This is a genomic window from Dactylosporangium siamense, assembly GCF_016862795.1.
GTDB lineage: Bacteria > Actinomycetota > Actinomycetes > Mycobacteriales > Micromonosporaceae > Dactylosporangium > Dactylosporangium siamense.
Map to the genome: position 1 here is coordinate 14296 of NZ_BONQ01000015.1, position 26328 is coordinate 40623.

Sequence of the window (26328 nt, forward strand, 5' to 3'; positions counted from 1 at the left end):
GGGGCGGCGGCGCGATGCTGCCGGGGCCGCCACAGAGCCAAGCAGCAGAGGAGGTCGACATGAGCAGGCAGTTCGCGTCATCGGCGGATCTCACCGACAAGACCGAGACGCTCGAGGTCGTCGGCGAGGGTGTCTACGCCCTCACGGCCGAGGGGGATCCGAACGTCGGCGCGGTCGAGGGCGAGGACTTCGTCGTCTGCTTCGAGGCCCGGGCCACGCCGGTCGCCGCGGCGGCCTGGCTGGCGAAGCTGCGCACGTACACCGACAAGCCGGTGCGCTACCTGGTCCTGTCGCACTACCACGCCGTGCGGGTGCTCGGCGCGGCCGCGTTCGACGCGCGGGACATCGTCGCGCACGAGATGACCCGCACGCTCATCGACGAGCGCGGCCGGCAGGACTGGGAGTCGGAGCAGGGCCGCATGCCGCGGCTGTTCCGCGAGCCCGGGTCGATCCCCGGGCTGACCCATCCGACGGTCACGTTCTCGGACCGGTTCACGATCCCGCTCGGCGGGACCCGGGGCGATCTGATCCTGCAGTACTGCGGCCGTGGCCACACGGCCGGCGACATCGTCGCCTGGCTGCCGGGGCAACGGGTGCTGTTCGCGGGTGACCTGGTGGAGGCGCGGGCCGCCCTGTACACCGGTGACGCCTTCCACGCCGACTGGTCGACCGCGACGCTGGACCGGGTCGCCGCCCTCGGCGCCGAGACGCTCATCGGCGGCCGGGGCGCGGTGGCGGTCGGCCGGGACGCCGTGGCCGCCGCGATCGGGCAGACCCGGCACTTCCTCACGGTGATGCGCGAGACGGTCGGTGGCGTGCACGCCACCGGCGGAACGGTCCAGGAGGCGTTCGGCCGGGCGCATGCGGCGCTCGTGCCGCAGTACGGCGGCTGGCCCATCTTCGAGCACTGCCTGCCGTTCAACGTGCAGCGGCTCTGGGACGAGCTGTCCGGCATCGACTGGCCGGAGATCTGGACCGCCGAGCGGGACCGCGAGGTGTGGGCCGGGATGCAGCCATGAGCGGGCATGAGGCACCGGTGCTGGTCGTCGGCGCGGGTCCGGTCGGGATGGTCGCGGCGTTGCTCCTCGCTCGCCACGGCGTGCCGTCGGTGGTCGTGGAGGCCAGTGCGGAACGCGACCCGACCGGCTCGAAGTCCATCTGCGTCCAGCGTGACGTCCTGGACATCTACGACCGGGTCGGCGTCGCCGACGAGCTCGTCGCCGAGGGCGTCTACTGGCAGGTCGCCCGCACCTACTACGCCGAGCAGGAGCTGTTCGCCACGACGTTCCCGGCGGCCGGGCAGAGCGCCTACCCGCCCTGGATCAACCTCGGGCAGCAGCGCATCGAGGAGCTCCTCGCCGCCCGCGTCGCCGGCGAGCCGCTGGTCGACCTCCGCTTCGGTCACCACGTCGTGGCGCTGCGGCAGGACGCCGAAGGGGTCACGGTCCGCTGCACCACGCCGACCGGCCCGGTCGACCTCACCGGCACGCACCTCGTCGCCGCCGACGGCGCCGCCAGCACCGTGCGCAACATGCTCTGGCTCGACTTCCCCGGCCAGTCCTTCGGCGACCGCTTCCTCATCGCCGACATCCGGGCGGAGCTGCCGTTCCCGGCCGAGCGCCGGTTCCACTTCGACCCGCCCTGGAACCCCGGCCGGCAGGTGCTGCTGCACCCGCAGCCGGACTCCGTCTGGCGCATCGACTGGCAGGTCCCGGAGGACTACGACCTGGCCGCCGACACCGCCTCGGGGCGGCTCGACGAGCGGATCCGCCGGATCGTGGGCGGCGCGCCGTACGAGGTCCAGTGGCTGTCGGTGTACCGGTTCCATCAGCGGCTGGCCAGCCGGATGCTGGTCGGCCGGGTGCTGCTCGCCGGGGACGCCGCGCACCTCATGTCGCCGTTCGGCGCGCGCGGGCTCAACTCCGGTGTGCAGGACGCGGAGAACGCCGCCTGGAAGATCGCGTTCGACCGCCGCGGCGACGGCGGGCCGGCGCTGCTGCCGAGCTACGAGCACGAACGGCTGGCCGCCGCCCGGGAGAACCTGCGCGTCACCGGCGACACCATGCGGTTCCTGGTGCCGCAGGACGAGGCGGAGGCGCGGCGGCGGCGCGAGATCCTCCAGAGTGCCCTGCGCGACCCGGCGGCCCGCCGGCTGGTGAACTCCGGCAAGCTCGCCGAGCCCTACTGGTACGTCGACTCACCGCTGACGTCCGGCCCGCCACCGGCGGACTTCCCGGTGGCCCCCGGGGTGCCACGCCCACCGGTGGCCGGCGTGCTCTGCCCGGACGGGCCGCTCACCGGCGCCGGGGAGCCGTCGCGGGTGCGGCGGCTGTTCGGCTCGGGGTTCGTGCTGCTGCGCGGAGCCGCCGCGGCGGGTGCGCCGGACACAACGCCCAACACAACGCCGGACACAGGGCCGGGCACACGGCCGGACACAGGGCCGGACACAGGGCCGGGCACACGGCCGGACACAGGGCCGGACACACGGCCGGACAGAGCCCCTGGCGCAGCGCCGGGCGCGGGCCCGGACCTGCCCGTGCACACCGTCACCGGTCCCGTCGCGGAGGCGCTCGACGCGCGCCCGGACCGGGTGTTCCTGATCCGTCCGGACGGCTACCTGGCGGCCGTGCTCGACGCGCCCACACCGACCGACCTCCGCGCCGCGCTGCACAGGGCGAGCGGCCGCACCGACGACAGCGAAGGGGACCACCGTGGACCTGACCGGGTTCCGCGGCACACTGCTGCGGCCTGAAGATCCGGGGTACGACCCGGCACGGCACGTGTTCAACCGGCGGTTCGACCGCCGCCCGGCGCTGCTCGCGCGCCCGCGCGACACGGCGGACGTGGCGGTCGCCGTCCGGGCGGCACGGGCCGCCGGCGCCCGCCTCGCCGTGCGGGGCGGCGGGCACAACTTCGCCGGCTACGCGGCCCAGGACGGCGGCCTCGTGCTCGACACGCGCGGCCTGCGCGACCTGCACGTCGACCGGGAGGCCGGCGTGTTCACCGTGGGCGCCGGGCTGACCTGGGGCGAGGCCGACACGTTCTCGCACCGCTACGGCCTGGCCACCGCGGGCGGCTCGATGTCGAAGGTCGGGGTCGCCGGGTTCACGCTCGGCACCGGCCTGGGCTGGCTCGCCCGCGCCTACGGGCTGGCCGGGGACAACCTGGTCGGCGCCACCGTGGTCACCGCCGACGGGACCGTCATGGAAGCCGACGCCGAGCGGGAGCCGGACCTGTACTGGGCGCTGCGCGGCGGCACGCCGAACTTCGGCGTGGTGACCAGCCTGCGGTTCCGGCTCCACCCGGTGCACACCGTGCTCGGCGGCACGCTGGTGTTCGGCATCGACGACGCCGCCCGGGTGATCCGCGCCGTGCGGGACGCGACCGTCGCCGCCCCGGCCGCGCTGAGCTGGGCGGCCGTGCTCGTCACCGCGCCGCCGGCCGAACCGTGGCCGGCCGGGGTGCGGGGCCGGCCGGTGCTGCTGCTGCCCGTCGCCTGGTGCGGGGCGCCCGGCGAGGGGGAGCGGGTGCTGGCCGGCGTCCGGGCCGCCGCCGGCCCGGCACTGCTCGACCTCGTCACCGCGATGCCGTATCCCGCGTTCCAGCGGCAGGCCGACGAGTCCGCGCCCGACGGGGCCCGCTGGGACGTGCGCTCCGAATGGCTGTCCACAGTGGACGACGAGGCGGTCGACGCGCTCGTCGACGGCGCCCGCGCCGGCCGGGCCCCGCTGTCGGAGGTGCTCATCCGCCCGCTCGGCGGGGCACTCACCGACGGGCCCGACACGCCGTTCTCGTTCCGTCACGCGGGCTGGCTGCTGGAGGTGCTGACCGGGTGGTGGCCCGGCGACCCGGACGAGGACGGGCACCTCGACTGGATGGAGCGGACCTGGCGCAGCCTCTGCCGGGTCTCCGCCGGCGGCCCGTGCGTGAGCCACCTCGGCGTCGGCGAACCGCCGGAGCGCACCCGGGCCGCGTTCAGCCCGGCCGTGCACGCCCGCCTGGTGGCGGTGAAGCACCGGTTCGACCCGGACGGGTTCTTCCAGGCGGCCCCGCAGCTCGGCGATGAGGAGCGGCCATGCTCGTCGTGACCGGCCCGACCGGCAACGTCGGCGCCGAGCTCGTCCGGCTGCTCCTGGCCGAAGGCGTCGCGTTCCGGGCCGCCGCGCACGACCCCGACGGTGCCCGGCGCGAGCACGGCCGGCCGGACCTGCCGGTCGTGCGCCTGGACTACGACGACCGCGGCACCTGGCCGGCCGTGCTCGACGGCGTCGACACGCTGTTCCTGCTGTTCCCGGTGCCGTCGCCGGGGGCGGTGCGCACCCGGATGCTGCCGTTCGTCGACGCCGCCGTGGCCGCCGGCTGCCGGCACATCGTCTACCTCTCGGTGTTCGGCGGCGACTCGGCGAAGATCATCCCGCACTACCCGGTCGAGCGGCACATCGAGCGCTCCGGCGTCGCGTACACGATCCTGCGGTGCAGTTTCTTCATGCAGAACCTGTGCCGCCGGCTGTCGACGCACGGCGTCGACATCATGGACCGGGACGAGGTGTTCGTGCCGGCCGGCCGGGGCCGCATCACGTTCCTCGACGCCCGCGACGCCGCCCTGGTCGCGCTGCGGGCGATCCGGGCGCCCGCCGAGCACCACAACACCGCCTACGCGCTGACCGGGCCCGAGCGGCTCGACTTCTACGAGGTCGCCGAGGTGCTGTCGGAGCGGTTCAACCGCACGGTGCGCTACCGCCGGCCGTCGGTGCCGCGGTTCTGGTGGCGGTTGCGCCGGCGGGGCGTCACGTTCGACACGATCGCGTTCATGACGGCGGTGTACACGCTCACCCGGCTGGGCCGCAACGAGCCGGTCACCGGGGACCTGGCCCGGCTGCTGGACGGCTCGCCGCGGGCCCTGCCGCAGTTCGTGACCGACTACCGGCCGCGGTTCGAGCAGCGGGCCTGGACCTGACACCTGAACCGGGACCGGGCCGGCGCACCGGCCCGGTCCCGGCGGTGTCAGCCCTCGGCGAGGAAGTCGAGCACGAGCCGGTTCCAGCGCTCCGCCGCCTCGATCTGCGGGCAGTGCCCGCAGCCGTCGACGACCTCCAGCCGGGCGTCCGGGATCCGGGTCGCGACCGCCGCCGCGAAGCCCGGCTCCTTCAGCCGGTCCTGCGCGCCGGCGACGACGAGCACCGGCACGGTGATCCGCTCGTAGGGCGTCGGGTCGCCGGCCGGCGGTGGGGGAGCGTCCGGCCGGCGCAGCGCCAGCGACGCGAACGCCTCGAACGCGCCGGGCTGCGCGGACATCTCGTGCAGGGCACCGACGTAGGCGTCGTCGTCGGCGAAACGGGGGTCGGCGAACACCATCCGGACCTGTTCGCGCATGCCGTCGAGGGTGCCGTCGTAAGCCATCAGCCGCTGCCGGACGGCGGCGCCGAGCGGCGGCCCCCCGGCGCTGGTGAGCACCGCCCGGCGGACCGGCAGCACCGGCGTCGCGGCGGTGAGGTCCCGCAGCAGCACGGCACCGCCCATCGACAGGCCGACCACGTCGGCCCGCCGCACCCCGAGCTCCTCCAGCAGCCGGGCCAGGTGCTGCAGCATCCGGCCGGTGCGGTCGGCGAAGTCGACGAGCTTCGCGGAGCGGCCGAAGCCGAGCCAGTCGGGCGCGATCACCCGGTGCCGGCCGGCGAGGGCGCCGATGTTGTGCGCCCACGCGGTCTCGGCGGCCTCGCCGTGCGCGCCGCCGTGCAGCAGGACGACCGCCGGGGCGTCGGCCGGCCCGGCGGTCAGCACGTGCGTGTCGATCCCGTCGACCCGCACCAGGTCACCCCTCATCGGACTGCCGCCTGTGGCAAAGCCGGCAGTGCCGCCGCGATGCCGAGCCGCAGCACGTCGCGGGTGAAGTCGCAGGCGTAGCCGACCCAGGCGTCGCCGAGCAGCCCCGAGACCGGCGAGTCGGCGGCCACCCCGGCACCGCCGAAGATCTCCATCGCCCGCTGCGCGTTGGCGATCGCGGCGTCGACGGCCACCGTCTTCGCCGCCGCGGCGCCGTATGCCATCGCGTCCGCCGGGTCGTCGTCGACGGTCCTCGCGGCGTCGTGCACGACGAGACGGGCCGTGCGCAGGTCCACGTACATGTCGGCGAGTTTCAGCGCGACCGGCCCGTGCTCGATGAGCGGGCGGCCCCAGCTGATCCGCCGGCGGGCGTAGGTCACGGCCTGTTCGTAGGCGGTGCGGGCCAGCCCGACGAAGCACGCGGCGAGCCCGATGGGCATCTCCGGCAGCCCGGCGAGCAGCCCGGCCGCGCGGTGCTCGGCGCCGACGAGGGCGTCGGGGCCGACCCGCACGTCGTCCAGGAGGACCTCCGCGTGATGGGCGCCCGGCCAGCCGATGAGCTCGGTGCGTGGGCCGCAGGACAGCCCGGGCGTGCCCGCGGGCACGAGGAACATCGACAGGCCCTGGGCGGGCGCGGCGGCCGGGTCGGTCCGGGCCAGGACCAGGTAGCTGTCGGCGACGCCGGCGTTGGTGACGAAGCCGCACTTCGCGCCGTTGAGCAGGTATCCGCCGCCGTCCTGGCGCACCGCGCTGGTGCGGATGCCGACCGCCGGGCCGGGCGACGGGCAGAACAGGTCCGACCCGGCGACGTCGGCCTCGTTCAACGCCCCCGCCAGCAGCGGCGGCGGTCCGGTGCCGACGAGGGCCCGCTGGGCGGGGTTGCCGGTCCGGGCCAGCAGGGCCGCCAGCCCGGCCGGCAGGTTGACCGCGTTGGCCGCGAACGCGACGTCGGCGGCGCCGAGCTCCTCCAGGACCAGGACGAGGTCCAGGCAGGTGCCGCCGGTGTCGAGCGGCGGGTCCGGTGGCAGCAGGATGGAGGTGAGGCCCAGTGCGCCGGCCGCGGCGTGCGCGCGCCGGAAGTCCTCCGGCGTGCGGCCGACCGGCAGGTGCTGCCGGGCGAACCGGCGCGCGGTGTCCCGCAGCAGCGCCCGTTCGGTGGTGTCCGTTGACATGTGGTCGTCGTACCGGATGGGCCGCCCGGTGCGCTGCCACCCCGGTCCGGTGACCGGACCGGGGTGCCTGAGGGTCGGATGATCACCAGCGCCGCAGGGTGAGCTTGAAGACCTTCGGGTAGACGACCTGCTGCACCGTGAGCGTGCCGCGGTGCACGTTGAGCGTCTGGGGTTCGAACCGTTCCAGCCCGCTCTCGTTGATCTCGCCGGTCGCCACGACGACGCCCTGCGCGGTGTACAGCGTGTCGGTGCAGAAGCCGTAGTAGTCGGCGCCGTACTTGAACGTGGTGAGGCAGCTGGTCGTGACGGTGCCGATCCCGGTGCCGCCCTGCGTGGCGGACAGGGCGCCGGTGGAGATGAAGACGCTGCCGGGCCCGCGCGGGTCGCAGGTCGGGTTGCCGGGCCCGGGAATGCACGCCGGGATGAACGTGACGTCACCGTCGGCGACGGTCTCGTAGTACACGGTGGTGGACCCGCCGGTCGCGTGTGCGGCCTGACCGGTCACGAGCAGTGCTGCCACGACGGTCGACAGCAGGAGCAGGAACCTTCGCATCGAGCCTCCAGGGAGTGGTCGGAGCGGTCGGTGCTGCGCAGCCGGCACAGCATGGCGCGCTCGCCGCCGGGTGGCGACGCGGACGGTTCAGTCAGCGGACCACGAAGCGTCGCGATGTTGGCACGCGCTGCTACGGTCCCGGCACTGCACACCCGGTGCCGTCCTGGACGATGAAGGAGGTGCGTATGCGACGGTGGACCATCCGTTCGCTGCTCGCCGTGCTGGTGGCCACCGCGGCCCTGTTCGGTTCGGCGGCCCCGGTGGCCGCGGGATCGGGCCCGCCGCCGGCCGACGAGGTGGAGCCGGCGTGGTTCGGCGGCGGCCCGATCACGCTGTACGTGCTGCTGCCGGGCGATCCGAACGGCCCGCCGCCGGCGCCCGATCCCGCGTTGCCCGCCGCGGACGTGTTCCTGATCGCGCCGGTGGACGCGGCGCACCCGCAGGACCCGGGCGTGGTCATCCCGTCGCCGCCGGCGCCGTTCCCGATCGTCGTGCCGGTGCACGACACCGTGGTGGCGACGTCGCGGCCGTACGCGTGGCGGGCCAACTGCTTCGGCGTCCAGGTGCTGCCGGGCCCGGCGGCGACGGCGCGGACGGTGCTCACCCGGCCGGATCCGAACGGGGGCGCGACGCTGGCCTATGCGTTGCGGTTCGGGGCCCGGACCGTGCCGCTGACGAGCGCCGCCGTCATCGCCGTGGGCGCCCGCCTCGGCCTGCTGACCCTGGACCGCTCGTGGCCGGGCTACGGGGGCACGTGCTGGACGGGGCGGCCACGCCGGTAAGGGGGATGGGGATGCGGGGCGGGGAGGTCAGCTCGCGGTCACGCCGCAGGTCTCGCGGACGTGTCGCAGCGCCCGCTCCTGGAGCAGCCCGTGCAGCTCCAGGAACAGGGTCCGGGCCTCCTCGCCCTCCCACTTGTGGGGGATCACCTCGGTCGGCAGCCCGGGATCGAGGTACGGGAACCGGCGCCACCGGTGCAGGGTGGTCGTGTAGTCGGTGAAGGCGGCGGCGTCGTCGAGCTGGTTGGCGCGCCGCCACCGGCGCAGCACCGGGCGGCTCAGCGCGAGGAACTCCCCGTAGAGGCGGCGCAGCTCGTCGAGGTCCCAGGAGCGCGCGACCATGTTGGTCACGGTGTCGAAGCCGTGGTAGACGGAGACGAAGACGTCGACGTGCCCGGCCAGGCCGATGGCCGTGATGGTGGACTCGAGCTCGGGCCGCAGCCGGGCCGGCGCGATCCACAGGCCGCTGCCGAGGTTGCCGAACCCGAGCCAGATCAGGCGGGTCCGCAGCACGTGCCGCTGGCTGCGCATGGCCTCCGGCACGGAGAACGACACGATGACCCAGCCGTCCGCCAGCGTCGCCGCCGTCGTCGTGGCGAAGATGCGCCGGTCCGCCTCGTCGAGCAGCTGCAGCGACGTCTCGGTGAGGGCGTAGCCGCGCTGGCTGTCGTGGCGGACCCGCTCGATGAGCCCGCTGTCGATCATGCGGGCGACGGCGGCCCGGGTGCCGGCCTCGTCGACGCCGAGCGCGCCCATGAACGTGATCAGGTCGGTGCCGCGGATCCAGCCGCCGATCTGCCGGACGTACGCGCCGAACACGTCGAGGATGAGCGCCTTCGGCCGGCGTGCGGTGTCGTCGACGAGCGGGAACCCGGCCCGGCTGATGGCTTGCCCGGCGCGGCCTGTGCTCGGCATGCGGCTCCTGACGTGCTGGAATGCGGATCGGTTGGGGATCGACGGGTGATGCCGGGTCGATCGTAGCGAGGGTCAGCCGGTCAGCGCCGTGGTGACCCGTTCCCCGGCGGTGCGGATCGCCGAGATCAGTTTCGGCACGTTGGCCCGGTGGGTCGGCGCCGTGACGGCGAGGGCGGCGACGATCGAGCGTTGCGGCCCGAACAGTGGCACGGCGACGGACAGGTAGCCGAGGCGGGTCTCCTCGAACTCGGTGAAGTAGCCGTCGCGCCGGACCCGGGCCAGCTGGGCGGTGAGGTGCCCGGGCTGGGTGACCGTGTAGGGCGTGGCGGCGGTCAGGCCGCCGCGGACGACGTCGATCGTGAGCGACTGCGGCGAGTGCGCGAGGATCACCTTGCCGGTGGAGGTGCTGTGCAGCGGCAGGTGCCCGCCGACCCGCGACGGCCGGCTCACCCGCCGGCTGCCGAGCTTCTCCAGGTACAGCACGGTGAGGCCGGAGCGCACGGCGAGGTGGACGCTCTCGCCGGTGGCGAGGAAGACGTCCTCGATGTGCGGCCGGGCCGCCTCGGCCAGGATGCGGTGGCGGGGGACCCGCTGGCCGATCTCGAACAGTCGCAGGCCCAGACGGTAGTCCGTGCCGGAGCGTTCGAGCAGTCCCCAGCCGGTGAGCTCCTGGCAGATCCGGTAGACCGTGGCCTTGGCCAGGCCGGACCGGCGCACGAGCTCACCGAGGGACAAGCCGTCGTCTTCGGTGCCGAAGACGTCGACGATGCGTTGTGCCTTGCCGAGCAGCGAGATCGCGCTGTCAACGGTCATGCGGTGATTATATGTTTCCGTGACCGCCGTCACGCAATAGCGAACTCCTGGAGGAAGGCGAGGCTCAGCGCGTTGTAGGCCTCGGCCCGCTCGTGCTGCGGCCAGTGCCCGCACTCCTTGAAGATCTTCAGGCGGGCGCCGGGGATCGCCGCGGCCAGCGCCGCACCCTCCGGGACCGCGCCGAACGGGTTCTGCGTGCTCCACACCACCAGCGTCGGCGCCTGGACCCGGCCCAGCTGCTCGGGCGTGAGCAGGTTCCGCTCGCGGATCTGCGGCTCCTGCAGGCACAGCAGGTGCGGCAGGCCCTTGACGAAGTCCGGCTGGTGGTAGATGGCGTGCCGGACCTCGACCAGCTCGTCGCTGACGTCCGCGGCCGGATCGAACATCAGCAGCTCGAGCCGCTTGCGGGTGAGCGCGATGTCGTCGGTGAGCACCGCCTCCGTGGTGCTGTTCCGGATCCGTGCCATGACGGCCGGGTCGGCCTTGGTGCCGCCGGGGCACAGCAGCTGCAGCGAGCCGACCCGCTGCGGGGCGTCGGCCGCGAGCCGAGCCGCGACCCAGCCGCCGAGCGACTCGCCGACGAGGTGGGCCCGCGGGGCGCCGATCGCGTCGAGGTACGCCACGAGGTGGTCACGGTACGTGGGGATCTCGTAGCGGTAGCCGGGCTTGTCGGTGTAGCCGTGCCCCACCATGTCGATGGCGTGGCAGCGGTAGCCGGCGTCGGCGTGCGCGCGCAGGTTGCGCACGAACGCCTCCAGGTGCCCGCTGGTGCCGTGCAGGAACACCACCGGCTCGCCGTCGGCCGGTCCGCACTGCAGGGACCGGGTCATGATGCCGTCGGCGTCGACCGAGGTCAGGCTGAACTCGGTGCCGGCGAGCGTGGTCCAGATCGTCATGGGGAGTCCTCCGGGGCAATGATGGTGGCGACGGCCATGCCGGTCAGCCACTCGGGCATCTCTTCGTAGGCCAGGACGGTGCCCGGCACGAACCGCAGCGCCGCGGCCATGATCAGCCAGCTGCGGATCTCCTGGCCGCCGTTGCCGGCGAGCAGTTCGAGGTCGGCCGTGCTCAGCTCGGCCAGCGTCGCCAGCTCGCCGGCACGCACGCGGCGGAGCAGGTCGTGGTCGAACGTCGGCGTGATGCACGGCTGCGCGGCGCGGATGATCTGCCGGCGGCGCGGGTCGAAGCGCTGCCAGTCGCCGCGGCCGTCGAGCCACGCCTCGACCATGAAGCGCTCGTCTTCGCCGTGCGGGTCGCGCCAGTCCGGCCACGGCAGGCGGTGCGACAGGCCGCCGGAGCCGACCACGGCGACGCGCCGGTCGACCGGGAAGGTGGCGACCGCCTCGGCGACGGCCGTGCCGAGCGCCGCGCAGCGCGCCAGGGTCGGCAGCGGCGGCGCGAACATGTTGACGACGAGCGGCACGATCGGCAGGTCACCGGTCAGGTACTGGATGGCGTGCGACTGCCCGTGGTCGATCTGCAGGCGGGCCGAGTACGCCAGGTCGAAGTGCTGCCGTTCGACGAGGTCCTCCGCCAGGTGGCGGGCCAGCGCCACGTCGACCCGCTGCGGCCCGGCCGGCGTGCCCGACTCGCCGGACGCGTGCACCTCGCCCACACCAAGGGTGAAGGGCGGGATCAGGTCGAGCCAGAAGCCGCGGAAGTGGTTGGACCCGACGACGACGACCGTGTCGGCGCCGCTGTCCTGGATGGCCTGGCGGGCGTCGGCGAGCGCCGTGCGGAACCGGGTCGCGCGATCCGGATGCACCGCCTGGTCCCAGTGGGTGTTCATGAGCGTCGAGTGCGACGCACCGACGCCGATCACGATCTCAGCCACATGCGCTCCTGTTCTGCGCACAGCGCCGCCGCGACCCGGACGAGCAGGCGGGCGAGGCGTGCGGTCTCGGTGAGGCTGACGGTGTTCATGCCCAGCGCGAAGTCGGTGGTCCCGGGCACCTTCGCCATGCCGACCCGGGCGGTCGGGATGCCGCGGGCGCGCAGGATGTTGGCGTCGGTGGCCCCGGACAGCCCGACCGGCCAGGTGTGCGCCCGGCCGTGCTCGGCCTGCCAGGCGTCCACCGCCGCCTCGACGACCGGCGCGCCGGGGTCCGTGCGCGTGCCGGGAATCGACAGGACCATCTCCACGGTGGCGTCCGGGTCGACCGCGCGGACCGCCGCCGCCAGCTCCCGGTGGGCGGCGGAGGGCGTGGTCCGCGGCGACAGCCGCAGGTCCACCCGGATGCGGCAGGCCGCCGGGGTGACCGCGGCCAGCCGCCGCCAGCCCCCGTCGATCGCCGCGACGATGCCCTGCGGCGCCACCTGGCCGTCGGTGTGGCGGGCCGTGTACCGCGGGAACCAGCGTTCGAGCGCGTCGACGACGGCGGCCGCGGCGGCGATGGCGTTGCGGTACGGCAGGAGGTGGCGGCTGCCGGCGTACGTGTGCGTGCCGTGGGTGACGACGTCGAACCAGGCCAGGCCGACCTCCTCGTGCAGGACGCCGGTGCCGGGCTTGGCGATGACCGCGTGGTCGGCGTGGACGCCCCGCTCCAGCAGGAACGAGCAGCCGGCGCCCTGGCCGGTGTTGGCCCGGGCCGAGCCGGGCAGCGCGTTGCCGGGCATCCCGCCGGCGCCGAACGCGACGATGACCGTGCCCGGCAACGGCGGCCCCGCCGCGAGGGCCACGCCGGCGGCCAGCACCGCGGCGGCGTGTCCCTTCGGGTTGCCCGCGCCCAGGCCGGTCACCAGGTCGCCGTCGACCACGGCACGCGGGCGGTGGTCGGGCCGCAGCACCGGCCCGATCCACGGCAGGTCGTGCTCCGGCTCGCCGGTGGTCAGCGTGTCGATCGGCGCGTACAGCAGCAGGGCCGGGCCGTCCCCGGACCCGCGCAGCACGGCGTAGGCGTTGGCCTGCTCGGCGTCGATGTCCTGCAGCCGGCCGTCCAGCCCGTGCTCGCGCAGCAGCCCCACGACGCGGTCGGCGAGCGGGCGCTCCCGACCGGTCGGGCTGGCCGTGTCCACGAGGGCCGTCACGGCCGTGCGGACCAGCGCCTCGTCGACCCGGATCACGGCCGGACCCGGTGGACCTGGGTGCGGCGGAACCGGGCCAGTGCGTGGCTGCGCGGCCCGGCCACCGCCGGCCTCCCGGTCGGCTCCATCTTGCCGGCCACGACGTCCTCGCACAGCCGCCGCCACTCGGTGAGCGACACGTCCGGCCGGTAGAGGCGCTCCGGCGGCGCGTCGGTCACGTCGACCATCCAGGCGTCCTGGGCGGAGAAGTCGCCGTGGAACAGCCAGCGGATCGCGGCCAGGTACTTGCACCAGAACCAGGCCGCCGCGCCGGTGCCGCCGAAGTTCACCATGACCCCGACGTACCGGTGCCGCCGCTCGTCGACCGGCACGTAGAACTCGTAGTGGATGAACCGCGGATAGGCGATCCGCAGCACCCCCGGCATCGCGATCGAGGCGAAGCCCGGGAAGTCCTGCGCCGCGATCACCGGGTCGACCCGGCTCGTGCCGCCGGTGTTGCCGACGTTGGACACGTGGGTGCCTTCGGCGGGTGGACGGTTCACCTTCCACCACCGGTGGCTCGTCCACCGCCCGAGGCCCGGGAAGTCCGCGTGCCAGTGCTGCGCGTCCTGCACCCGGTAGATCCACCGGCCGCGGCGCACGATGTGGGTCTCGTTCCAGACCGGCATCGACTTGAACAGCCGCCACAGCGACGTGCGGTGCAGGTACTTGGCGTGGCCCTCGTCGTAGCCGTTCTCGGCGGCGAAGCGCCAGTTGCCGTCCCGCCGCTGCATCCGCCCGCCGAGGACGAACGACGTGCCGACCAGCTCCTCCGGCAGCTGCGCGTCGATCGGCGGGGCCGGCTCGTCGGCCGCCGGGACGTACACCCAGACCATGCCGAGCCGTTCGGCCACCGCATACGTGCCGACGGTCACCTTGCCGCAGATCGGCGACGCCGGCCCGTCGGTGATGACCGCGGCCAGCCGGCCGGTCGGCAGGTCGAACGTCCAGCCGTGGTACGGGCAGGACAGCGTGCCGGGGAACTGCTGGTTGCCCAGCGACAGCGGGACGCCCCGGTGCGGGCAACGGTCGTGCAGCGCGTAGACGGTCCCGGCGTCCCGGACGAGCGCGATCTTCTCCCCGCACAGCATCACGGCGACCGGACGGCCGCGGATCTCGCTGGACCAGCCGACCGGATACCAGTAGCCCCGGAATCCCGCGGCCGCGGCCTGGTAGTTGGGCCAGGTCGACCAGTCGCGCCGGCCGACGCCCCGCGCCGGAGCCGCGGTCATGACGCGGCGCCGATGACGTGGTGGCAGGGTCGCATGTTCATGGGGGCATCGTGTGTGCCCGCCCCCGCCCGTGAGAACGATCCCGGTCCGCCTGGTGGACCGTACCCCCGGGCCCGGGACCGGTCCGCTGGCCGGACCGCCTGCCTGGTGCCGGTCCGGCCCGGCCACCAGGATGTGCCGACCGCGGCTGCGGCTGGGTCTACGAAGCGAGGCGATCCGTGATGAGCACCGCCGGCCTCACCGAACCACATCACCTGCCGGCCGTCCCGCCGCAGGCCGGTGCCCTCCAGGGCGTCCTGCTGCTGGCCGGGAGCTGCCTGCCCGTCCTCGGCGGGGTGCTCATCGCACCGGTGCTGCCACGGATGCAGGACCATTTCGCCTCGGTCGGCGGCGCCGCCGTGCTGGTGCCCGTCGCGCTGACGATCCCGTCGCTCTGCATCGCGCTGCTCGCGCCGGTCGCCGGCGCCGTCGCCGACCGGATCGGCCGCCGGCCGCTGCTCATCGGGGCACTGCTGGCCTACGCCGTGTTCGGCACCGCGCCGCTGTGGCTGACGTCGCTGCCCGCGATCGTGGCCAGCCGGGCGCTGGTCGGCGTCACCGAGGCGGCCATCATGACCTGCTGCACGACGCTGCTGGGCGACTACTACGACGGGGCCCGGCGCAACCGGTACCTCGGGCTCCAGGTCATGGTCACCTCCCTGGCGGCGTCGGTGTTCTTCGTCCTCGGCGGCGTCCTCGGCGGGTCGGGGTGGCGCACACCGTTCTGGCTGTACCTGGCGAGCCTGCTGCTGGCACCGCTGATGGCGGTCGCGCTGATCCGGCCGGCCCGGGCGGCGACCGGGTCCGGCGACGACGCCGCCCCGGCCGGGACTCCGTGGCGGCCGCTGTTGGTGCCGTGCGCGCTCACGCTCGCCGGCGCCGTGCTCTTCTACGTGATGCCGGTCGAGGGCAGCTACCTCCTCGACGCGCTCGGCGTCGAGGACACCGCGGTGATCGGTGCCGTCACCGGCGCCGCCGCCCTCGCTACCGCCATCGGCGGCGCCCTGTCGGGGCGGGTGTCGACCGGCCGGGCCGGCCGCCTGCTGCCGGTGGAGCTCCTCGTCGTCGCGGCCGGCCTGGCCGTCATCTGGCTCGGGCGGTCGAGCCTCCCGGTCACCGTCGCCGGCCTCGTCGTGGCGAGCGTCGGCGCCGGGTTCCTGCTGCCGACCCTGCTCATCTGGACGATGAGCCTGCTGCGGTTCGAGCACCGGGGACGCGGCACGGGACTGTGGACCTCCACCTTCTTCCTCGGCCAGTTCCTCTGCCCGCTGATCGTGCTCGGCCTGAGCGCCGGCACCGGCAGCCTGTTCGGCGCCGTCGGCGTGCTGGCGCTGTTCGCGGTCCTGATGGCCGTCCCGGCGCGCCTGGTCGCGCGGCGCATCCAGGGTCAGGCGGTCTGAGCATGGACATCGGTGTGGTGCTGCCGAGCGGCATTCCCGGGGTCGACGGCCGCGTGGTCGTGGAGTGGGCGCGCCGGGCCGACGCCGGCCCGTTCTCCTCGGTCGCGGTCCCCGACCGGCTGCGGTACGACAACCTCGACCTGATGATGACCCTGGCGGCGGCCGCCGCGGTCACCCGTCGCGTCCGGATCATGAGCAACGTCCTGCTCACCCCGCTGCGGCCTTCGCCATGGCTGGCCAAGCAGGTCGGCACCCTGACCGCGCTCGCCCCGGACCGGGTCACGCTGGGCGTCGGCGTGGGGGCGCGCCGGCAGGACTACGAGACCGCCGGCGTGCCGTGGCAGCGGCGCGGCGCGCTGCTCGACGAGCAGCTGGCGGCGCTCACCTCCCGGCCGGCGCACGACGACGAGCAGCTGGTCGGGCCGGCGCCGAGGGGCGCAGTGGAGATCCTCATCGGCGGTGCGTCGCAGCGGGCCCTCGACCGCCTGGTCGCGCACGGCGACGGCTACGTCGCCGGTGGGATCCGGCCCGAGTTCTTCTCCGCCGAGGCGGCCGCCTCGGTCGCCGCGTGGCGGCGGGCCGGCCGGTCCGGTCGCCCCCGGCTGGTCGCCGGCGGCTGGTTCAGCTCCAGCGAGGACCTCGACGACGACGCGAGCCGGTGGCTGGCGTCGTACTTCCGCCAGGGCGGTCCGCCGGGCTTCGTCAACTCCGGCATCTGCCGGGGCACCGCCGGTGTCACGGAACAGATCCGGCGCTTCCGCGCGGCCGGCGCGGACGAGGTCATCCTCTTCCCCTGCACCGCGGACCTCGCCGAGCTCGACTGGCTGGCGGAGCTGGTGTCAGGGCTGGCCGACATGCCGGTCGGCGAACCCGCCTTCCCGGCGGCCGGGCCGCCCTTCGACCCGCACGCCGTGGTGCCCGGCACCGCCGGGGTCCGGGTGTACGGCGCAGCGGAGGGGCCGCCCGCAGACTCCCGCTAATGCCCTTTTTACGGCAAATATCCGCATACAGGAGTTTATGCCGTTTAGGGTGAGTCAGCCTGCTTGACATACGGGGGATGAGCAGCTTGACACACACCTTGAGGATCCGGCGGCTGGTGGCCACCACCGTGCTGGGCGCGCTGGCGGTGCCGCTGTGCGTGTTCGGGCCGGGAGCTACGTCCGCGACGGCGTCGACCACGTGCACACCGGTGACCTACACCGACTGCGCCCGCTTCGGCTACACCGGCGCCGACGAGACGTTCACCGTCCCGGCCGGCGTCACCGGTCTCCGAGTGAAGCTCTGGGGCGCCGGCGGCGCGAACGGCGACGGGGCCAAGGGCGGCGGTGGCGGCTTCACCACGGGGACCCTCACCGTCACACCCGGGCAGGTCCTCAAGATCACGGTCGGCCAGGCCGGCCAGCAGCACTCCGTCGTCGGGACCTACGGCGGGGGCGGCCGCGGCGGCATCTCGGGCGGCGGCCTGACCGAGAGCGTCAGCGACGGCGGCAGCGGCGGCGGGATGTCGGCGGTCTGGGGCACCTCCTACGGGGTGGATCCGAAGTTCATCGCCGGTGGCGGCGGTGCCGGCGCGATCGACACGACCCGCGACGCGGGCGGCGGTGGCGGCACCACCGGCGGGGCCGGCGTGAACGTCGCCTCCGGCGGCGGCGCGACCCAGTCCGTGGCCGGCAGCCCCGGCAACAACGGCTGCGGCGAGGCCGACTGGGGCGGGATGTACTCCGGCGGGGCCGGCGGCGACGGCTACAAGGGTGGCGGCGGCGGTGGCGGCGGCTACTTCGGCGGTGGCGGCGGCGACTGCGTGCCCAGCCCCCTGAGCGCCGCGCTGTCGGGCGCCGGTGGCGGCGGGTCCGGATACAAGGCCGTCACCGGAGTCTCGGCGGCGTCCACCGTCCAGGCGGTCGACGAGAACTCCGCCGGGGCGGGTGACGGGTTCCACACGGCCGGCATCGGCGACGCCGAGGGCAACGGCATGGTCGTGATCCAGTGGACCGCCCCACCGACCGCGTCCCCGCTGACCTCGTCCGGACCTTACGGCCTGCCGCAGACCGCGACCGCGACCATCCCGTTCGACGGCTCGGTGAGACTGCTGGACGGCGCCAGCCAGCCGGCGACCACCGTGACGCTGGTGCCCGCCGAGGGCACGTACACCCTCGCCGTGGGCACGGGCGTCATCACCTTCACCCCCGCGAACGGCTTCACCGGTGTCGCGGCACCGGTCACGTACAAGCTGACGGCCGACTCGCTGTCGGCGACGTCGACCTACACCCCGACCGTCGGACCGCCCCCGGGGCCGACGGCGGCGCCGCTGACGAGCGCCGGCGTGGGCACCGCGCCCCAGACCGCGACCGTGGCGAGCTGCGAGGGCTGCACGGTGACGCTGCTGAGCGCCGGCGGCCAGCCGGCCACCACGGTGACCGTGGCCCAGCAGGGCAGCTACACCCGCACCGGATCCGTCCTCACGTTCACGCCGGTCAAGGGATTCGCCGGGGTCGCCACGCCGGCCGGGTACCGGATCACCGACAGCGAGAGCCGCACCGCCACCTCCACGTACACGCCGACGGTCACCAAGCCCGCGCCGCCGCACGCGGTGGCGAAGACGAGCACCGGCCTGGGGACGGCCGCGCAGTCGGCCGCCGTCGACGTGCCCGACGGCGTGACCGTGACCCTGCTCGACGGCGCGGATCCGGTGTCCACGGTGACGCGGTCCGGCGAGGGCACCTACGGCTGGAGCGGCACCGACCAGCGGCTCACGTTCAGCCCGGTGGCCGGGTTCGTCGGCGTCGCCGGATCGGTCGCCTACCGCGTGACCGACGCGTACCAGCAGCACGACGACTCCACGTACACGGCGACCGTCACGAAGCCGCCGCCGCCGGCCGCGCCGGACCGCACCACGTCCGGTGTCGGTGTCACGCCGCAGACGGCGACGCTGCCGGTGCCGGCGAGCGGCAGCATCGCGCTGATCGACGCGAACGGCAACCCGACCACGTCGCTGTTCATCGAGGCCAAGGGCACCTACACGCTGACCCTCGCCCCGGCCACGACGGCCACTGCGGCCACCGCGGCCACTGCGGCCACCGCGTCCGTCACGGCCACCGCGTCCGCCGCCGGCACGGTGCCGAATCCGTCGCCACAGGCGGGCAGCGCGCTCGTGACGTTCACGCCGGTGCTCGGCTTCCACGGCCAGCTGCCGCCGGTCCCGTACATGGTGACCGACGCCTACGGGCAGACCGCGAACGCGACCTACACGCCGCTGGTGACGATCCCCGGGCCGCCGGAGACGCCGTCGCGCAACACCACCGGACCGGTGGACGAGACGCAGACGGCACAGCTCGCGGTGCCCAGCGGCGGGTCGATCACGCTGCTCGACGCGCGCGGCCGGCCGGCGACGCTGGTGCGGATCCCGGGGCAGGGCACCTACATCCTGCAGCCGGCGAACGGGAAGATCAGCTTCGTGGCCGTGAACGGCTTCACCGGCCAGGCGAAGGCGGTCCGGTACCGGGTGATCGACGCCTACGGGCAGACCGCGGAGTCGACCTACGCCGCCAACGTGGTGCCGTCGACGCTCGCGGTGACCGGCCTCGGGCTGGTCAACCTGATCCTGGTGGGCGCCTCGATGATCTCGACCGGCGCGGCCCTGGTCGGCCTGGGTTCCCGGCGGCGCGGCACCGCGGTGCCGATCGCGGTGGCCAGCCGGTAGCGCGGCCGCGCCCGGTGACGCTGTAACCGCGACCGGGCCGGGCCGATACCATCGGCCGCATGGACGACGATGAGTGGACAGTGGCGCGGCACCTGGCGGGCAGGCCCGCCGGGACCGTCGCGCTCTACCATCGGTTCATCGAGCTGGCCGAGGCGTGCGGGCCGTTCACCTACGCCATCGCGAAGACCGCGATCACGCTGAAGGGGACCCGGCGGGGATTCGCCGGCGCGAGCCCGGGCGCCAGGTGGCTGGAGGGGTACCTCGACCTGCGGCGGCCCCTCGAGGACCCGCGGATCCGCCGGGCCACGCCGTACACGAAGCGCCTGTTCGTCAACCGCTACCGCGTCGTCTCGCTCGGCGAGCTCGACGACGACTTCGCCGGCTGGCTGGCCGAGGCCTACCAGGTCGGCCAGGGCGGGCACCTCGCGAACCCGTGATCGTGGATATGCTCGTCCAAGCATCCGTACTCGGCGGGCGGGTGCGCACGGCATCGAACGACCCGAACGAAGGAGTCGTGGCGTGGCCCTGTCCGGCGATGCCCCGTCCAGCCGAACCCGCTGGCTGGACGCCGTCGACGTGCTCGCCGTCATCGTGGTGGTGATCCTGGCGGCCCGTCAGTTGCGCCCGCTCGTCGAGGCGGGGGCCTTCCTCGCGCGGACAGGCGACCCGCTGTCCGTCGTGCCGTGGGAGGCGTGGCCCCGCGCGGGCGCCTGGCTCGCGATCAGCGTCGCGGTCCTGTCCGGGTGGCGGACCGTCGCGGCGCTGGGCGCCTGGGCGGGCGTGCTGTTCGAGATCGTCGTCGCCCTCCCGCACGACGCCGTCCCGCTGGACCTGCGGCTGTGGCCACCGGCGCTGGCGACCGTGGCGGCGGTGCTGGTGAGCGGCTCTGCCGCGGCCGCACATGGCACCGCCTGGCGGCACGACCGGCTCGGCCACGGCGGGCACCGGCTGCTCGCGGCGGCGGCCGCGGTCACCGCACTGTCGGCGGCGGCGATCCCGCTGCTCGGCGACTATTACGAGCCGCTGCCCGGGACCACCGGCGACCCGGGGTGGCACGTCAGCTTCGTCGTCTCGTCGAATCTCGCCCGGGCCGTCGCCGGCGTGACGTTCGCGGCGATCGCGGCGCTCGCCCTGGCGGCCGGCACGGTGGCCGACCGGGCCGTGCGATCCAGGGTGCACACGCTGATGGCGGCCGGCGCGGCCGGGTTCGTCGCGATCCAGCTCGGGTTTCCGCGGCCGTTCGGCGCGCTGGACTACCCGGTGCTGGCGCACCCCGCCCAGGCGGCGGTGTTCCTCCTGGTGCCCGGCCTCGTGCTCGGTGCCGGGCGGTGGTGGATCAGGTCCGCCGAGCGGCCGCATTTGCGCGAAGCGGCCGGCGGCGCCTGACCGCACGGGACAGCGTGTCCAGGCCGGTTCGTCAATACCCCTTCCATACTCGCCACCACCGACCGCTCGGCGACGGTCGGCGATGGCACGCATCCATGGGAGGAGACCACCACGTGAACACCGTCCTCCGGGCACGGGTTCTGGGCACCGCCGTCTTGACCGCCCTGCCCCTCGCTCTACTGCCGGCCCTGCCGGTGCACGCCGGGCCCGGCTCCGGCACCGTCGAGAGTGACGCCGCACTCGCCGCCCGCTGGCGTGTCAGCCCGGTGTTCTCCCTCGACGGCGACGGTGTGCGCGCGAAGGGCATCCTGTCCGGCGGCAACGACTCCACGCTCATGCTGTTTCAGGACTGGGCCGACGTGATCCGCCTGTACAACGCGTATCCACGGACCGCCTGAGACCGGCCGGGGTGCGGCGGGAGCGCCGCATCCCGGACCCGGGTCAGCGCCGGCGCAGGCCGTCCATCAGGAGGGTGAGCAGGCGCTCGAGGCGGTTGGCGTCGGCCGGGCCGCGGTCGGTGGCCCAGGCGATGCCGGTGGCCTGGATGAGCAGGTCGGTGGCGTTGACGTCGGTGCGCACCGCGCCGGTGCGCTGCGCCTCCGTGAGCAGGCGGGTGGCCGCGGTCTGGATCACGCCGCACGAGTGGTGCAGCGGGCCGGTCGGTTCGCGCAGCGAGGCGAGGACCGAGGCGGGCAGGACCTGGAACGATTTCGTGTAGGCCACGAACTCGCGCAGCCAGGTGCCCAGCGCCTCGGCCGGGTCGGTGGTGGGGTCCGGCTCGTGCGCGGCCAGCTGCTCGAAGCGCTCGCGCACGACCGCCTCGATCAGCGCCTCCCGGGTGGGGAAGTGGCGGTAGAGGGTCGCGTTGCCGACGCCGGCGCGCTGGGCGATGCCGTCCAGCGAGGCCTCGGCGCCGTGCTCGTGGAAGGCCTCGGTCGCGGCGGCGACGAGGCGTTCGTAGTTGCGGCGGGCGTCGGCGCGGGCACCCCGCCGCACCAGCGCGGGTGCCGGCGTCGCCGTGGGCGCAGCGGCGGCAGGCGGCGGGGCGGTGGGCTGGCGCGGGGGTGCCGGTGCCGGCGGGGTGGCGGTGGCCGTGCCCGCGGCGGGGCTGCGCCGGGCGGCCATCAGCGCCATCCTGCTTGCAAAACGGGGACCATCCCCCTATCGTAACATCGCATAAACGGGGATAGTCCCCGGTAGTGCCTGGGCTGATCTCGGCCGGCGCTTGCGCACGTGAGGATCTTCATGTCTGCTTCCACGGCCACGTCCAGCCCGGCTGCGCCGAAGCACGGCGCCGGACGGCTCGGCAAACACCCGGGAGTCATCCTCGCCCTGCTCGTGACCTGCTACCTGATGATCATCGTGGACAACAACGTGGTAACCATCGCGCTGCCGCAGATCCAGGACAGCCTGCACATGTCCGCGACCGGCCTGTCGTGGGTGCTGAGCTCCTACACGCTGACGTTCGGCGGGCTGCTGCTGCTCGGCGGCCGGGCCGGTGACGTGTTCGGCCGCCGCCGCGTCTTCGTGACCGGGGTGGTCCTGTTCACCGTCAGCTCGCTGCTGGGCGGCCTGGCCACCACGGCGTGGTGGTTGCTGGCCGCCCGCGCCGTGCAGGGCCTCGGTGCCGCGCTGGCGTCCCCGGGTGCGATGGCGTTGCTGATGACCAACTTCAAGGAAGGCCCGGCCCGCAACCGGGCCCTGGCGGTGTATTCCACGCTCGCGGGCCTCGGCATGGCGATCGGCATGATCCTCGGCGGCCTGCTGACCGAGTGGACCTCGTGGCGCTGGGTGCTGTTCATCAACGTGCCGTTCGGTGTCGTCGTCGCCGTCCTGACGCCGATCTACATCGCCGACCCGGAGCGCCACCCCGGCCGGGTCGACATCGCCGGCGCGCTGACCGGCACCGCCGCCACGGCCGCGCTGGTGTACGGGTTCATCCGCGCCTCCGAGGTCGGCTGGGGTGACCCGCTGACGCTGTCCGCCTTCGCCGCGGCCGTCGTGCTCCTCGCCGTGTTCCTGGTGGTGCAGCGGCTGGTCCCGCACCCGACGGTGCCGCTGCAGCTCTTCGCCGACCGCAACCGGGCCGCCGGCTACGCCACCGTGCTGCTGACCATGGCGTGCCTGTTCGGTGTGCTGTTCTTCATCTCCCAGTTCCTGCAGGACATCCTGCACTACTCGGCGCTGCAGGCCGGTCTGGCCTTCCTGCCCATGGCGGCCGGCATGTTTGGCATGTCCCGATGCACGCCCTGGCTGCTGCCCCGGGTCGGGGCCTTGCGGCTGATTTTGATCGGGCTGGCGGTGGTGGCCGGCGGTGCTGGGTGGCTGTCGCGGCTCGGCGAGCACACCGCCTACGCGCCCGGCCTGCTGGTGCCGATGCTCATGCTCGGCGTCGGCATCGGCACGTTCCTGATGCCGCTGACCGCCCTCATCCTCGGCGGGGTGGCGCCCCGCGACGCGGGCGCGGCCGCCGGGGTCATGCAGACGATGCAGCAGGTGGGCGGGTCGCTCGGCCTGGCGATCCTGGTGACGGTGTACGGCACGACGCTGCGCCACGGTGCCGCGTCCACCCCGGCGCTGACCGCGCACGCAATGGGCAACGCATTCGTCGCGGCCACCGTCAGCGTGGTCCTGGCCTTCATCCTCGTCGCCGTCGCGATCCGTCCCTCGCGGCGTGCGGCCTGACCGATCCGGCATTCCCGGACGCGAACACAGCAGCCGTGCCGTGGTGTACCCGCGGCACGGCTCGCTGTCCGGACGCCCACGTCGGTGTCGTCAATAATCTATTCAACCGATCGGAATAGTTGACAATAGAAGAGGTGCCTGGCACATTTGTCCGTGTCGATCCAGGTGGCCAGTGGGTCGGTATCCCGGATTGTGGACACCCTCAGGAGGGCCCATGGAACACGGCGTCCAGACCGGTCAGGTGCGGGAGTTCTACCTGCCCGAGCTGCCGAGACTGCTGCCCGTCGCGTACCACCCCGACGCCGCCCGCATCGAGTTCACGTCCAACGGGTGGATCCGGCGGTGGCTCGGCGACACCTTCGCCGCCGAGGCCGACCTGGCATTCTTCCTGCGCCAGCGCAACGGCATCTACGGGCCGCTGACCGTGCCGGCGGCGGAGCGCCAACGGGCGCAGGACATCGCCGACTGGTACCAGTACGTCACCGTCATCGACAGCTTCGTGTCAGACCGCTCGGCGCTCGGCGCCAGCGACACCGCGGCCCGCGAGGTCTTCGCCGCCCTCATGGCCGAGTTTCGCGGCGCCGCGCCGCCGGCCGCCGACGGCGGGAGGTACGGCGCGGCCGGCCGGGACCTGTGGCGGCGCATCAGCCCCGGCCTGAGCCGGGCCCAGGTGCGGCGCTTCGGCGACAGCCTGGAAGCGTTCCTGCGCGGCTGCGCCACCGAGATCAAGGCCAAGCTCACCGGCGAGGTGCCGGACTACGAGGCCTGCCTGGCCGTGCGGCTGGACAGCTTCGGCTGCGACTTCATCGAGCTGATGACGGAGTACGGCGCGGCCGTCGACATGACGGAGTTCATCGGCGAGCTGGCCGACGTGCACCTCCACTGCCGGCGGCAGATGATCATCGTCAACGACCTGCTGTCGTGGCGCAAGGAACACGCCCAGGACGACAAGATGACGGTCGTCCGGGTCCTCATCGAGCGCGAAGGGTACGACCTGCAGCCGGCCGTGGACCGCCTGTGCGGCCTCGTCGAGCACCACGAGCGGGCCTACATCGCCGCCCGCGACGAGGTCCTCGCGGGTCCGCTGGGCGGGCGCGAGGACATCCGCGCCTACCTGCGCGGCCTGGACCACCTCATCGGCGGCAGCCAGGAGTTCGAGTACCTCACGCCCCGCTACTACGGCGACGGTTCGGTCTGGGATGGCAGCACCCACGGCTGGCTCGACCTCGACGCCCCGGTGGCCCGGTTCCGGGAGACCCCCAGGAGCCCGGCCACCGAATCCACTGTGGACATCGGGAACGACGCGGCGCGCTGCCCGGTGCCGCACGGACCGCCGGCGAGCCGGGAGAAGCGGGCGAACCAGGAGCCGCGCAAGCCCGCGGACCGGCCGCAGCGGACCTTCGCCGTGGCGCCCGGTGCGGTGCCGGTGCTCGGGCACGCCCTGCAGCTCTGGCGCCGGCCGCTGGGGTTCCTCAAGCAGCTGCCCGCCCTCGGCGACCTGGTCGAGATCCGGCTCGGCTCGCGGCCGGCCTACCTGGCCTGCCATCCCGACGTCGTCATGCAGGTCCTGCTCGACTCGCGGACCTTCGACAAGGGCGGCCCGCTGTTCGAGAAGGCCCGCCTGCTCGTCGGCAACGGCCTGGTGAGCTCGGAGTGGGAGGACCACCGCCACCAGCGCCGGATGCTGCAGCCCGCGTTCCACCACGCGCGGATGCGCGGGTACGTGTCGCTGATGGCGGAGGAGATCGACGCGGTGACGGACGCCTGGCACGAGGGTGAGGCCTTCGACGTCAGCGACGCCATGCACGCACTGACCCTGCGGATCACCGCGCGCACGATGTTCGGCACCACCGTCGGCGACCGGGCGATCCCCGAGGTGGCCTACTGCATGCCCATCATCATGCGCGGGGTGTACCAGCGGATGGTCGCCCCGGTCGGGTGGCACGAGAAGGTGCCGACACCGGGCAACCGCCGCTTCGACGCGGTCCGGGCCCGCATGCACGACGTGATCCGGGAGACCATCGAGGACACCCGGCGGTCCGCCGTCGACCGCGGCGACCTGCTGTCGATCCTGGTCAACGCCCGCGACGATGAGACCGGGGGGAAGCTGACCGACGAGGAGATCTACGACCAGGTCATGACCCTGCTGATCGGTGGGACGGAGACCACCGGCAACACCATGGCGTGGGTCTTCCACATCCTCGGCCAGCACCCGGAGGTAGAGCGCCGCCTGCACGCCGAGATCGACGACGTGCTCGGCGGGCGGGCGCCCGGCTTCGACGACCTGCCCCGGCTGACCTTCACCTGGCAGGTGCTGCAGGAGACGCTGCGGATGTACCCGCCGGCCTGGCTGCTCACCCGCACCACCACCAAGGAGACCGAGCTGGCCGGGCGGCGGATCGCACCCGGGTCGATCGTCATGTACAGCCCCTACGCGCAGGGGCACAACCCGGCGCTGTTCCCCGACCCGGAGGTCTTCGACCCGGACCGGTGGCTGCCGGAACGCGCCAAGGGCCTGCCGCGCGGCGCGATGGTCCCGTTCAGCATGGGCAACCGCAAGTGCATCGGCGACACGTTCGGCCAGGCCGAGACCACGCTGACCCTGGCGACGATCGCAACCGGATGGCGGCTGCGCCCCCAGGCGGGTGCCGGGCCGCAGACCGCGGTGCCGAAGGCGTCGCTGGGCACCGGGCGCCTGCTCATGCTGCCCCGCCGCCGCGACCGCAGTCCGGTGTCCGCCCCGCCGGTCCTGACCGACGTGCGCTGAG

General features: G+C 74.0%; 23 protein-coding genes. 13 read left to right on the top strand and 10 right to left on the bottom strand.

Annotated elements, in window-relative coordinates; genetic code table 11:
* The first annotated feature begins 59 nt into the window (after positions 1 to 59).
* Genes Dsi01nite_RS03185 through Dsi01nite_RS03200 form a run of 4 tightly spaced genes read left to right on the top strand, consistent with a single transcriptional unit; the run spans position 60 to position 4957 of the window.
* The gene (locus Dsi01nite_RS03185; protein ID WP_203844471.1) at positions 60 to 1019 is read left to right on the top strand and encodes an MBL fold metallo-hydrolase; all 960 of its coding nucleotides are present in this window, start codon (positions 60 to 62) and stop codon (positions 1017 to 1019) included.
* A complete protein-coding gene (locus Dsi01nite_RS03190) occupies positions 1016 to 2752 on the top strand; it encodes an FAD-dependent monooxygenase (protein ID WP_203844472.1) in 1737 nt (578 codons plus the stop codon). Before Dsi01nite_RS03185 ends, Dsi01nite_RS03190 begins: the two co-directional genes overlap by 4 nt.
* Positions 2712 to 4088 (top strand): FAD-binding oxidoreductase, encoded by a 1377-nt coding sequence (locus Dsi01nite_RS03195; protein ID WP_203844473.1) that lies wholly within the window; start codon positions 2712 to 2714, stop codon positions 4086 to 4088. Before Dsi01nite_RS03190 ends, Dsi01nite_RS03195 begins: the two co-directional genes overlap by 41 nt.
* The gene (locus tag Dsi01nite_RS03200; RefSeq protein ID WP_203844474.1) at positions 4076 to 4957 is read left to right on the top strand and encodes an NmrA family NAD(P)-binding protein; all 882 of its coding nucleotides are present in this window, start codon (positions 4076 to 4078) and stop codon (positions 4955 to 4957) included. Before Dsi01nite_RS03195 ends, Dsi01nite_RS03200 begins: the two co-directional genes overlap by 13 nt.
* 47 nt (positions 4958 to 5004) lie before the next feature.
* Here the strand turns inward: Dsi01nite_RS03200 and Dsi01nite_RS03205 are convergent, their stop codons facing one another.
* The 3 genes from Dsi01nite_RS03205 to Dsi01nite_RS03215 form a co-directional block, all read right to left on the bottom strand.
* Entirely contained in the window at positions 5005 to 5823 is an 819-nt protein-coding gene (locus Dsi01nite_RS03205; protein WP_203844475.1) for an alpha/beta fold hydrolase, read from the bottom strand.
* A complete protein-coding gene (locus tag Dsi01nite_RS03210) occupies positions 5820 to 6995 on the bottom strand; it encodes an acyl-CoA dehydrogenase family protein (protein ID WP_203844476.1) in 1176 nt (391 codons plus the stop codon). The genes Dsi01nite_RS03205 and Dsi01nite_RS03210 overlap by 4 nt, the downstream gene beginning before the upstream one ends.
* 82 nt (positions 6996 to 7077) lie before the next feature.
* Complete coding sequence (locus Dsi01nite_RS03215; RefSeq protein ID WP_203844477.1) at positions 7078 to 7548, bottom strand: hypothetical protein; 471 nt, start codon at positions 7546 to 7548, stop codon at positions 7078 to 7080.
* Positions 7549 to 7733: 185 nt separating this feature from the next.
* Here Dsi01nite_RS03215 and Dsi01nite_RS03220 point away from each other — a divergent pair, with 185 nt between their 5' ends.
* On the top strand, positions 7734 to 8330 hold the full coding sequence (locus Dsi01nite_RS03220) for a hypothetical protein (protein WP_203844478.1): 597 nt from the start codon (positions 7734 to 7736) through the stop codon (positions 8328 to 8330).
* A gap of 27 nt (positions 8331 to 8357) precedes the next feature.
* On the opposite strand, the gene Dsi01nite_RS03225 is transcribed toward Dsi01nite_RS03220, so the two are convergent.
* The 6 genes from Dsi01nite_RS03225 to Dsi01nite_RS03250 form a co-directional block, all read right to left on the bottom strand.
* The gene (locus Dsi01nite_RS03225) at positions 8358 to 9242 is read right to left on the bottom strand and encodes a PaaX family transcriptional regulator (protein ID WP_203844479.1); all 885 of its coding nucleotides are present in this window, start codon (positions 9240 to 9242) and stop codon (positions 8358 to 8360) included.
* 72 nt (positions 9243 to 9314) lie between these two features.
* A complete protein-coding gene (locus Dsi01nite_RS03230) occupies positions 9315 to 10055 on the bottom strand; it encodes an IclR family transcriptional regulator (protein ID WP_203844480.1) in 741 nt (246 codons plus the stop codon).
* Positions 10056 to 10084: 29 nt separating this feature from the next.
* Positions 10085 to 10951 carry an alpha/beta fold hydrolase gene (locus tag Dsi01nite_RS03235; protein WP_203844481.1) on the bottom strand — a complete coding sequence of 289 codons (867 nt, stop codon included), beginning with the start codon at positions 10949 to 10951 and terminating at the stop codon, positions 10085 to 10087.
* Positions 10948 to 11889 (bottom strand): DODA-type extradiol aromatic ring-opening family dioxygenase, encoded by a 942-nt coding sequence (locus tag Dsi01nite_RS03240; protein WP_203844482.1) that lies wholly within the window; start codon positions 11887 to 11889, stop codon positions 10948 to 10950. The genes Dsi01nite_RS03235 and Dsi01nite_RS03240 overlap by 4 nt, the downstream gene beginning before the upstream one ends.
* Complete coding sequence (locus Dsi01nite_RS03245; protein WP_203844483.1) at positions 11874 to 13118, bottom strand: peptidase dimerization domain-containing protein; 1245 nt, start codon at positions 13116 to 13118, stop codon at positions 11874 to 11876. The genes Dsi01nite_RS03240 and Dsi01nite_RS03245 overlap by 16 nt, the downstream gene beginning before the upstream one ends.
* Complete coding sequence (locus Dsi01nite_RS03250; RefSeq protein WP_203844484.1) at positions 13115 to 14350, bottom strand: Rieske 2Fe-2S domain-containing protein; 1236 nt, start codon at positions 14348 to 14350, stop codon at positions 13115 to 13117. Before Dsi01nite_RS03250 ends, Dsi01nite_RS03245 begins: the two co-directional genes overlap by 4 nt.
* 221 nt (positions 14351 to 14571) lie before the next feature.
* On the opposite strand from Dsi01nite_RS03250, the gene Dsi01nite_RS03255 reads away from it, so the two are divergent.
* The 6 genes from Dsi01nite_RS03255 (at position 14572) to Dsi01nite_RS03280 (ending at position 21273) form a co-directional block, all read left to right on the top strand.
* Positions 14572 to 15789: an MFS transporter gene (locus Dsi01nite_RS03255; protein WP_203844485.1), complete on the top strand. Its 1218-nt coding sequence runs from the start codon at positions 14572 to 14574 to the stop codon at positions 15787 to 15789.
* Between the two features lie 2 nt (positions 15790 to 15791).
* Positions 15792 to 16769, top strand: coding sequence for an LLM class flavin-dependent oxidoreductase (locus Dsi01nite_RS03260; RefSeq protein WP_203844486.1), 978 nt, complete (start codon positions 15792 to 15794; stop codon positions 16767 to 16769).
* Between the two features lie 86 nt (positions 16770 to 16855).
* Complete coding sequence (locus Dsi01nite_RS03265) at positions 16856 to 19489, top strand: glycine-rich protein (protein WP_203844487.1); 2634 nt, start codon at positions 16856 to 16858, stop codon at positions 19487 to 19489.
* Positions 19490 to 19548: 59 nt separating this feature from the next.
* Positions 19549 to 19926: a DUF5655 domain-containing protein gene (locus tag Dsi01nite_RS03270; protein ID WP_203844488.1), complete on the top strand. Its 378-nt coding sequence runs from the start codon at positions 19549 to 19551 to the stop codon at positions 19924 to 19926.
* An 82-nt stretch (positions 19927 to 20008) separates the two neighbouring features.
* Complete coding sequence (locus Dsi01nite_RS03275; RefSeq protein ID WP_203844489.1) at positions 20009 to 20875, top strand: hypothetical protein; 867 nt, start codon at positions 20009 to 20011, stop codon at positions 20873 to 20875.
* Between the two features lie 113 nt (positions 20876 to 20988).
* Complete coding sequence (locus Dsi01nite_RS03280) at positions 20989 to 21273, top strand: hypothetical protein (protein ID WP_203844547.1); 285 nt, start codon at positions 20989 to 20991, stop codon at positions 21271 to 21273.
* 43 nt (positions 21274 to 21316) lie between these two features.
* Here the strand turns inward: Dsi01nite_RS03280 and Dsi01nite_RS03285 are convergent, their stop codons facing one another.
* Complete coding sequence (locus Dsi01nite_RS03285) at positions 21317 to 22000, bottom strand: TetR/AcrR family transcriptional regulator (RefSeq protein ID WP_203844490.1); 684 nt, start codon at positions 21998 to 22000, stop codon at positions 21317 to 21319.
* A 120-nt stretch (positions 22001 to 22120) separates the two neighbouring features.
* Between Dsi01nite_RS03285 and Dsi01nite_RS03290 the strand changes: the two genes are divergently transcribed.
* Positions 22121 to 23560, top strand: coding sequence for an MFS transporter (locus tag Dsi01nite_RS03290; RefSeq protein WP_203844491.1), 1440 nt, complete (start codon positions 22121 to 22123; stop codon positions 23558 to 23560).
* A 214-nt stretch (positions 23561 to 23774) separates the two neighbouring features.
* The gene (locus Dsi01nite_RS03295; RefSeq protein WP_203844492.1) at positions 23775 to 26327 is read left to right on the top strand and encodes a cytochrome P450; all 2553 of its coding nucleotides are present in this window, start codon (positions 23775 to 23777) and stop codon (positions 26325 to 26327) included.
* The last annotated feature ends 1 nt before the right edge of the window (position 26328 follow it).